General features: G+C 32.8%; 8 protein-coding genes and 1 pseudogene. 5 read left to right on the top strand and 4 right to left on the bottom strand.

All coding sequences use genetic code 11. From position 1 onward, the window contains the following. Nucleotides 1-1,122: alpha-amylase family glycosyl hydrolase (locus IDG60_RS00935; protein ID WP_206160381.1), on the top strand; the 1,122-nt coding region annotated here is incomplete at its 5' end. A gap of 81 nt (nucleotides 1,123-1,203) precedes the next feature. Here IDG60_RS00935 and IDG60_RS00930 read toward each other — a convergent pair. Next, nucleotides 1,204-2,070 carry an AraC family transcriptional regulator gene (locus tag IDG60_RS00930; RefSeq protein WP_000382586.1) on the bottom strand — a complete coding sequence of 289 codons (867 nt, stop codon included), beginning with the start codon at nucleotides 2,068-2,070 and terminating at the stop codon, nucleotides 1,204-1,206. 229 nt (nucleotides 2,071-2,299) lie between these two features. Further along, nucleotides 2,300-3,784 (bottom strand): glucose-6-phosphate dehydrogenase, encoded by a 1,485-nt coding sequence (gene zwf, locus IDG60_RS00925; RefSeq protein WP_000105070.1) that lies wholly within the window; start codon nucleotides 3,782-3,784, stop codon nucleotides 2,300-2,302. Nucleotides 3,785-4,096: 312 nt separating this feature from the next. Between zwf and rnz the strand changes: the two genes are divergently transcribed. Then, a complete protein-coding gene (gene rnz / locus IDG60_RS00920) occupies nucleotides 4,097-5,017 on the top strand; it encodes a ribonuclease Z (protein WP_000454065.1) in 921 nt (306 codons plus the stop codon). A gap of 102 nt (nucleotides 5,018-5,119) precedes the next feature. Here rnz and proC read toward each other — a convergent pair whose 3' ends face one another. Further along, nucleotides 5,120-5,935 (bottom strand): pyrroline-5-carboxylate reductase, encoded by an 816-nt coding sequence (proC, locus tag IDG60_RS00915; protein WP_000779749.1) that lies wholly within the window; start codon nucleotides 5,933-5,935, stop codon nucleotides 5,120-5,122. A gap of 141 nt (nucleotides 5,936-6,076) precedes the next feature. Between proC and IDG60_RS00910 the strand changes: the two genes are divergently transcribed. Next, nucleotides 6,077-6,832, top strand: coding sequence for an SDR family NAD(P)-dependent oxidoreductase (locus IDG60_RS00910; protein WP_000678232.1), 756 nt, complete (start codon nucleotides 6,077-6,079; stop codon nucleotides 6,830-6,832). A 15-nt stretch (nucleotides 6,833-6,847) separates the two neighbouring features. Further along, a complete protein-coding gene (locus IDG60_RS00905; protein WP_000995800.1) occupies nucleotides 6,848-7,096 on the top strand; it encodes a hypothetical protein in 249 nt (82 codons plus the stop codon). Between the two features lie 215 nt (nucleotides 7,097-7,311). Here IDG60_RS00905 and IDG60_RS00900 read toward each other — a convergent pair whose 3' ends face one another. Continuing rightward, complete coding sequence (locus IDG60_RS00900; RefSeq protein ID WP_001171335.1) at nucleotides 7,312-8,220, bottom strand: aldo/keto reductase; 909 nt, start codon at nucleotides 8,218-8,220, stop codon at nucleotides 7,312-7,314. An 81-nt stretch (nucleotides 8,221-8,301) separates the two neighbouring features. Here IDG60_RS00900 and IDG60_RS00895 point away from each other — a divergent pair. Further along, a pseudogene (locus IDG60_RS00895) lies at nucleotides 8,302-8,399 on the top strand (ADP-ribose pyrophosphatase); the annotation flags it as partial.

The raw sequence follows: 8,399 nt of genomic DNA, 5'->3' as shown, positions 1-8,399 counted from the left end.
GAAGTTAGAGATGCTGTATTTGAAATGATGAACTGGTGGTTTGATAAAGGCATTGATGGATTTAGAGTAGATGCAATTACGCATATTAAGAAGACGTTTGAAGCGGGTGACTTACCTGTACCTGAGGGTAAAACATATGCCCCAGCATTTGATGTAGATATGAATCAGCCAGGTATACAAACTTGGTTACAAGAGATGAAAGATCGCTCATTAAGTAAGTATGACATTATGACTGTCGGTGAAGCGAATGGTGTAAGCCCTGATGATGCTGATGACTGGGTCGGGGAAGAAAATGGTAAATTTAATATGATATTCCAATTTGAACATTTGGGACTGTGGAATAGTGGTGATTCTCACTTTGATGTAAATTCGTATAAATCTGTATTAAATAGATGGCAAAAACAACTTGAAAATAAAGGTTGGAATGCGTTGTTTATTGAAAATCACGACCAACCACGACGTGTATCGACGTGGGGTGACGATGACAAGTATTGGTATGAATCAGCAACAAGTCATGCAGCTGTTTATTTCTTGCAACAAGGTACGCCATTCATTTATCAAGGTCAAGAAATTGGTATGACGAATTATCCATTTGAAAGTATTGAAACGTTTAACGATGTTGCTGTAAAAAATGACTATCAAATAGTGAAAGCTCAAGGTGGAGATGTAGACGCTTTACTTGCGAAATATAAAGATGAGAACCGAGATAATTCTCGCACACCAATGCAATGGGATGATACGTTAAATGGAGGATTTACAAATGGTGAACCGTGGTTCCCAGTGAATCCGAATTATAAAACTATCAATGTTGCACAACAATTAGAAGATGAGCATTCAGTATTACAATTTTATAAAGATTTAATTCAATTAAGAAAGTCTAATGATGTATACGTATATGGTCAATTTGATTTAGTAGATGCTGAAAATTCACAAGTTTTTGCGTACACGAGAACATTAAATGAAAAGCAAGTTCTTATTGTAGGTAATCTTACTAACCACGAAGCAGAATTAACTGTACCATTTGATTTAAGCCATGGAGAAGTAAAGCTATTTAATTATGATGCCAAAGTTAATTTAAAACAGTTACGTCCATATGAAGCATGTGTTATCGAACTAAATTAACATATTAATATGCCCCCTAATAGAATCTAAGGCCATTTGTAGACCTATAGATATATTAGGGGGCTTCTTTGTTTTTAATTTTTAATCTTCGTCATAAGGACTCTGTTTAACAGGAATCCAAAGCTGAATTTTAGTGAATGGGTCATTAAATGAAATATCGAGAGGGTACACTTCAACATATAAATCATTTCGTTCATATGGCAATGTTAACTGCAAACTTGATTCAATATAGTACCAAGCTTCATTAGTTGCATAATCAATTTCACCTTGTAAATTGAATTTCGCACAATGTTTGCCAGGTAAAAATCGGCTTTCTAAGTGTGCAGGATAACGTTCACTTGGTACACCTACAAATATTTCTAAACCATTTTCAAGAGGACAACTAATAACAAATAGTTCAAATGGACTAACGTCATTATATCGTCGTAACTCTTTAATTTTACCATCAATGAGCAAGTCTTCTAAAAAATCCGGAACATTAAAAGGATGTGACAAATACTTAGTGTCTATAAATCGTGCATATCCAACCAATGAAATATCATCTGTCTCTTCTAATCTGTATGGATAGGGTGTTCTCTCAGTAGTTGATAATTTGATATATAATCGCTCTTGAATTTGTAATTCATCTTTTTTAGTAGAAGCTTGAATAGGTGATACGCCGTGAAAATCACTAAAATCATTTGCAAAATCATTTGAATTTGCATAGTGATATTTTTTAGCGATATCTACAAGTCGTGTAGCACCATTAATCACATCATTTGCAGCGAGTGTCATTTTACGCGCGCGTGCATAAGCTTCTGGAGATAAGCCGACAATCATTTTAAATGATTGATCAAGATGGTATGGCGAAAGACCAACGTAATCACTTAATTCTTGCAAATTGAAAGGCTCTAATAAACGATCTTCAATATAAACAATTGCCTGTTGTATTTGCTTGATAACGTCCAAAACTTTCACTCCAATTAATTCAATCATTTATTTTTATTCTACATTATTTCTATAAATTATACACCCATTTGTTCAATGATTATTAAAATAGTTTTGGGCATTGTAAAATATAATTTCATAATATAGTCTAGAAAAAAAGCGAATGATAGAACAATTGATTTACTTGATTCGTAATCAATCCTTGTCATTCGCTCATTTATTTTTGTTTAACATGTGCGTTTTAATTCAATTATTGAATATCGTCCCACCAATGGTTACCATCACGAGCAAGTAGTAAATCACTTTCTAATGGACCATTAGTACCTGATTCATAGTTAGGGAATTCTGGATCAACCATATTCCATTCATCTTGAATTGCATCAACAAATTTCCATGTTGATTTTAATTCTTCCCAGTGCGTGAAGTTAGTGGCATCACCTTTAAGACAATCGAATAATAGATTTTCATATGCATCTACAGTATTCATTTTATCTTGAGCGCTCATTGAATAAGACAATTGAACAGGTTCAGTTTCGATACCTTGTGTATTTTTCTTAGCATTTAGATGTAAAGATACACCTTCATTAGGTTGGATATTGATTACTAATAGGTTTGAATCTAATAGTTTATCAGTTTCATAGTATAAGTTCATTGGTACTTCTTTAAATTCAACGACAACTTGAATTGTTTTAGATTTCATACGTTTACCAGTACGAATATAGAATGGTACACCAGCCCATCTAAAGTTATCAATTGTTAATTTACCTGAAACAAAGGTAGGTGTGTTAGAGTCATCTGCAACGCGATCTTCATCACGGTATGCTTTAACTTGTTTACCATCGATATAGCCTTCGCCATATTGACCACGAACAAAGTTCTTTTTAACATCTTCAGATTGGAAATGACGCAGTGATTTAAGTACTTTTACTTTCTCAGCACGGATATCTTCACTGTTTAAACTAATAGGTGCTTCCATAGCTAATAATGCAACCATTTGTAACATGTGGTTTTGCACCATATCTTTTAGCGCGCCACTTGATTCATAATAACCACCACGATCTTCAACACCTAGTATTTCAGAAGATGTAACTTGGATGTTTGAAATATATTTGTTATTCCATAATGGTTCAAACATCGCATTCGCAAAACGTAATACCTCGATATTTTGAACCATGTCTTTTCCTAAATAGTGGTCAATACGATAAATTTCTTCTTCTTTAAATGATTTACGAATTTGATTGTTTAATGCTTCGGCTGATTTTAAATCACTACCGAATGGTTTTTCGATAACAAGGCGTTTAAATCCTTTTGTATCAGTAAGACCAGAAGATTTTAGATAATCAGAAATAACGCCAAAGAATTGTGGTGCCATTGCTAAATAGAATAGTCGATTACCTTTTAATTCAAATTGGCTATCTAATTCATTACTAAAATCTAGTAATTCTTGATAGCTTTCTTCATTACTAACATCATGTCTATGATAGAAGACATGTTCCATAAACGCGTCAATTTTGTTTGTATCTTTTACGTGCTTTTGAATTGATGATTTTACTTGATTACGGAAATCATCATTAGTAATGTCACGACGTCCAATACCGATGATGGCAATATGTTCATCTAAATTGTCTTGTTGGTAGAGATGGAATATTGATGGAAACAACTTACGATGGCTTAAGTCACCAGTTGCACCAAAGATTGTGATTAAACAAGGGATGTGTTTGTTTTTAGTACTCAAGATTAAAACCTCAATTCTTAATTAGATATATGATTTATTATTATAAGATAATCCATTCAGCAGGTCATTCAATATGCTCGACAGTATGCAGTGTCTTAAATGAAATATCGATTCATGTATCATGTTTAATGTGATACTTATTAATGATAAGTATAACGTAATTGTCAAAATTTATATAGTTATGTCTACGTTAAAGTTAGAAAAATTAACTAGCAAAGACGAATTTTTAACAGATTTTGATTCAAGTATAAATTAAAACTAAATTGATACAAATTTTATGATAAAATGAATTGAAGAAAAGGAGGGGCATATATGGAAGTTACATTTTTTGGAACGAGTGCAGGTTTGCCTACAAAAGAGAGAAATACACAAGCAATCGCCTTAAATTTAGAACCATATTCCAATTCCATATGGCTTTTCGACGTTGGTGAAGGTACACAGCACCAAATTTTACATCATGCAATCAAATTAGGAAAAGTGACACATATATTTATTACTCATATGCATGGCGATCATATTTTTGGTTTGCCAGGATTACTTTCTAGTCGTTCTTTTCAGGGCGGTGAACAGAAGCCGCTTACATTGGTTGGACCAAAAGGAATTAAAGCATATGTGGAAATGTCTATGAATTTATCAGAGTCACATTTAAACTATCCAATTACATATATTGAAATCGATGATCATCTGACATATCATCATGATGGTTTTACTGTAGAGGCGCATTTACTTAATCATGGTATTCCATCATATGGATATAGAGTAATGGCACCTGAAACTACAGGTACAATCAATGTTGAAGCGTTAAAAAACATTGGTCTTGAACCAGGTCCTAAATATCAAGAAGTAAAATCTCATGATACATTTGAACATAATGGTCAAGTTTATCAATCAAAAGATTTTAGAGGTGAGTCCAAACAGGGTCCAGTTGTAGCAATTTTTGGTGATACAAAACCATGTTCTAATGAACGTGTGATTTCTAGAGATGCTGATGTGATGGTACATGAAGCGACCTATATAGATGGTGAAAAGCATTTAGCCAACAATTATCATCATAGCCATATTGAAGACGTATTTGCATTGATAAAAGAAGCCAATGTTAAACGTACGTTGATTACACATTTGAGCAATCGCTATAATACAGAAGATATAAATGAAATTTATCAAACATTGATACAAAATGAAGATACACCTAATTTTAATTTTGTAAAAGATTTTGATAGTTTTAAAGTCTAATGACAAAGTAATAAACAATGCTTGCCAAATAGTAATAATTTATAAAAATAACCCGTCCAACTATGTATGTGATGATGCATACATGTGTTGGCGGGTTTGTTTTTATTGGTCTTCTACATTAGAAAGTTCAATACTACGGTCGACGGCAGCATTTAGACAATCTTCGAAAATAGATACTAAATCATATTGTGACAATGTATCAAGGCCAGCTTGTGTCGTACCACCTTTAGAGGTAATATTTTTTCTTAATTGAGCCATGCTCAAATCTGAACGTTCAATCATCTTACTTGTACCTATAATAAGGTTGCGTATAGATTCTTCAACTTGTTCTTTTTCTAGACCAAGTTTCGTACCAGCTTTAACGTATTGCTCGAATACATGATATAAAAATGCTGGGCCGCTTCCGGTGATAGCTGTTACTTGATGTAAATGATCCTCTGATACTTCAATTACAGAACCAAATGCTTTAACTAAATCGTTAATTTCATCTTTAGATTTAGGGTCAAAGTTGTTTGAAAAACTAATGCCAGTAACTGAGTGTCCAACTTGCGCATTTGTGTTTGGCATAATTCTAGCAACTGGATTTTGGCATTCTAATTGTTGTTTAATATAATCAATCGGAATACCTGCCATAATTGAAATGAAGCAATTGTCTTTTGTGATATGTGGTTTGATGCGTGTTGCTAGAGCATCAAAGTCATGCGGTTTGGTACCTAAAAAAACATAATCTGCATCTTTTAATAATGTCGCATCATCATAACTATAGTTAACACCTAGTTTTTCAGCGAATGCTTTTAAAGCTTGTTCATTAGATTTATTTGTTAAATATATATCATTGGCATCTAAGTTGCTTGAGTTAATAATTCCTGTAAATATAGCTTGTGCCATATTACCAGCTCCATAAAATACGAGTTTCATTAACGTCACATCCCTTTAGTTTTTGATTTGTATGTTATATTTTCTTATTATTGTATATATATTAGGAAAGATAATCAACTTGTCTCAATTATGTAAAGTTGATAAATTGCATTCTATATAATTGAAAAGGAAGGTTAATTGATGAAAGGACAACATTTTATAGTGACTGGTGGTACGAGTGGTTTAGGTTTATCGATTGTCCGAAAGTTACTAGAAAATAAAGTGCATGTAACGTTGTTGGTGCGTGATGTTGATAAAGCAACTAGAATCTTTGAACAAGAATTGGGGAAAACTATAAATGTTATTCCTTGTGACTTAAATGATTTGAAGTCGATACAGGCACTGCAATTTGAAGACAATACATCATTCGATGGATTCATTTATAGTGCAGGTTTAGGTTATTTCAAATCTATTTCAGACCATAGTTTTTCAGAAATGATTGAAACGTATCAGCTTAATTTAATTAGTTTTAATGTTTTATATACTGTGTTGAGACCATATTTAACATCTAACGCACATATTGTAGGTATTTCAAGTCAAGCTGCATTTTCCACACAAGCAAATGCTGCACATTATGGGGCATCGAAAGCAGGGTTTTATGCATTAATGAATGCTTTAAGACTAGAGTCACCAAACTTACATATCATGACAGTTAATGTTGGCCCGATTGATACACCTTTTCATCAAAAAGCCGACCCATCAATGAAGTATGCTAAAAAGATGGGGGAAATTATGCTTGATGCTAATCAGCTTGCAGAAGATATCATTTATGGCATTAAAACAAAACAATTGGAAATTAATCGGCCTAAATGGATGCATCATGCGTTGAAAATGTATCAAATTGCGCCTAGATTTTTTGAACGATGTTTCCCTAAATTATTTAAAAATAAAGCATAAATAGGTGGGATGGCAATGAACTGTCAATCGGAGAGTGTGGTAAGACTTTGTGTACGATATGCGGAACAACTATCAGTATTTGAAGAATTTACAGTGCTGGATATTTTAGGCGATATTTCTGTAGACCAAATTTCAGACGGTACATTATATTATACTTGTGAAAAATTCAAACTACTTGTGTTGCAAGGAAATGTGCTGGGTGTACAAATAATAACTAATAATGATGAATCAACATGCGAAGTGAAATATAGAAAGATGTTTTAATAAAATTATTAAGAGATGAAGTGGCAGAAGTTTGCTTAAGGCAATGCCGCAAGGCGAAATTACTAAATACTGATGCGTGAGGACAACGCTTTAATTTCTATCATAAGTGAGTAATCATAATCATAAATTATAGCGAATTGTACATAAACAACAGCAGTAAGGCATTTTTATAATGAAACGCCTCATGCTGCTGTTTTTATTACTGAAAATGACTTCTACACTAAATGATTGGTATATTCCAAATCCTTTACACGAGCTCTTGCTGTTTTAATCTGATCTAAACCAACTTTAGTATGATAGTTTTCAATATTTTCTTTTAATTGGTCGACGCTACTTGCACCTACAATGATGGAACCAAGCACGTCATGTGATGTTAAATAACTAAATGTCAATGCAGATAAATTACTTTCAATTTCTTTAATAGAGGCTATTGTTTCACCCAATTCATCATGAGAATAATCAAAAATACCATCTTTAAATTTATTGTCGAGCACATTAACACTGTTTGAAGTTAATAATCCTTTAGACACAGGTCCTCTTGCCAATACTTTAACATCATTGTTGTGAATTGCATCTAATAATGATTCTGGACGATTATCAATCAAATTGAATTGAGACATTATCGTTTCGATTTGACTATGTTTTAAATAATAATCAATTACATTTGGGCGAATAGAAGAAATACCGTAAGCACGTATAATTCCTTCTTGTTTCAATTCATCAAATGCGCTTATTGTTTCGTCTAATGGGTCATCAATGGTTCCGCCATGAAGTTGATATAAATCGATATGATCGATACCTAAACGCTTTAGTGAACCTTTAACTGCCTCTTTAATATAGGATTTACTCGGATCCCATGTTGTACTGCCATCTTTTGTTAAACGATTGCCTACTTTTGTACCAATGAAAATATCATCGCGTTGTTGATATTTAAGAAGTGCCTTACCAACAACTGATTCATTTATACCTTTATCGTACATGTCTGCTGTATCAAAATAAGTGATACCATTTTCAACAGCACAATCTATAATTTGTTCGGCTTTTTTTAAATCTGTACCTAAACTCATGCAACCTAGACCTAATTCAGATAATGCAATACCACTTTTTAATATATTTTTTTGCATGTCTGTTCTCCTTTCGATACACTTTAGCTAACAAGCATAGTGTATCAATATATAATATGAATTTAAAGGAACGTGATTATAATGGATTTAAATGAAAAAACAATTGATCGAACAGTTATTTATAATGGCAAAATTGTAGATGTAGAAATTCATACAGTGACATTACCAAACGGTGAAAC

It is taken from the genome of Staphylococcus sp. EG-SA-2, from assembly GCF_017152085.1.
Note: the sequence above shows the minus strand (reverse complement) of the source record. Positions and strands in the feature narration are given on the sequence as shown.

What these genes read in the sequence shown, in the direction of transcription:
- rnz (WP_000454065.1), top strand. Translation starts at nt 4,097, where the DNA reads ATGGAAGTTACATTTTTTGGAACGAGTGCAGGTTTGCCTACAAAAGAG.
- IDG60_RS00910 (WP_000678232.1), top strand. Translation starts at nt 6,077, where the DNA reads ATGAAAGGACAACATTTTATAGTGACTGGTGGTACGAGTGGTTTAGGT.
- IDG60_RS00905 (WP_000995800.1), top strand. Translation starts at nt 6,848, where the DNA reads ATGAACTGTCAATCGGAGAGTGTGGTAAGACTTTGTGTACGATATGCG.
- proC (WP_000779749.1), bottom strand. Translation starts at nt 5,935, where the DNA reads ATGAAACTCGTATTTTATGGAGCTGGTAATATGGCACAAGCTATATTT.
- IDG60_RS00900 (WP_001171335.1), bottom strand. Translation starts at nt 8,220, where the DNA reads ATGCAAAAAAATATATTAAAAAGTGGTATTGCATTATCTGAATTAGGT.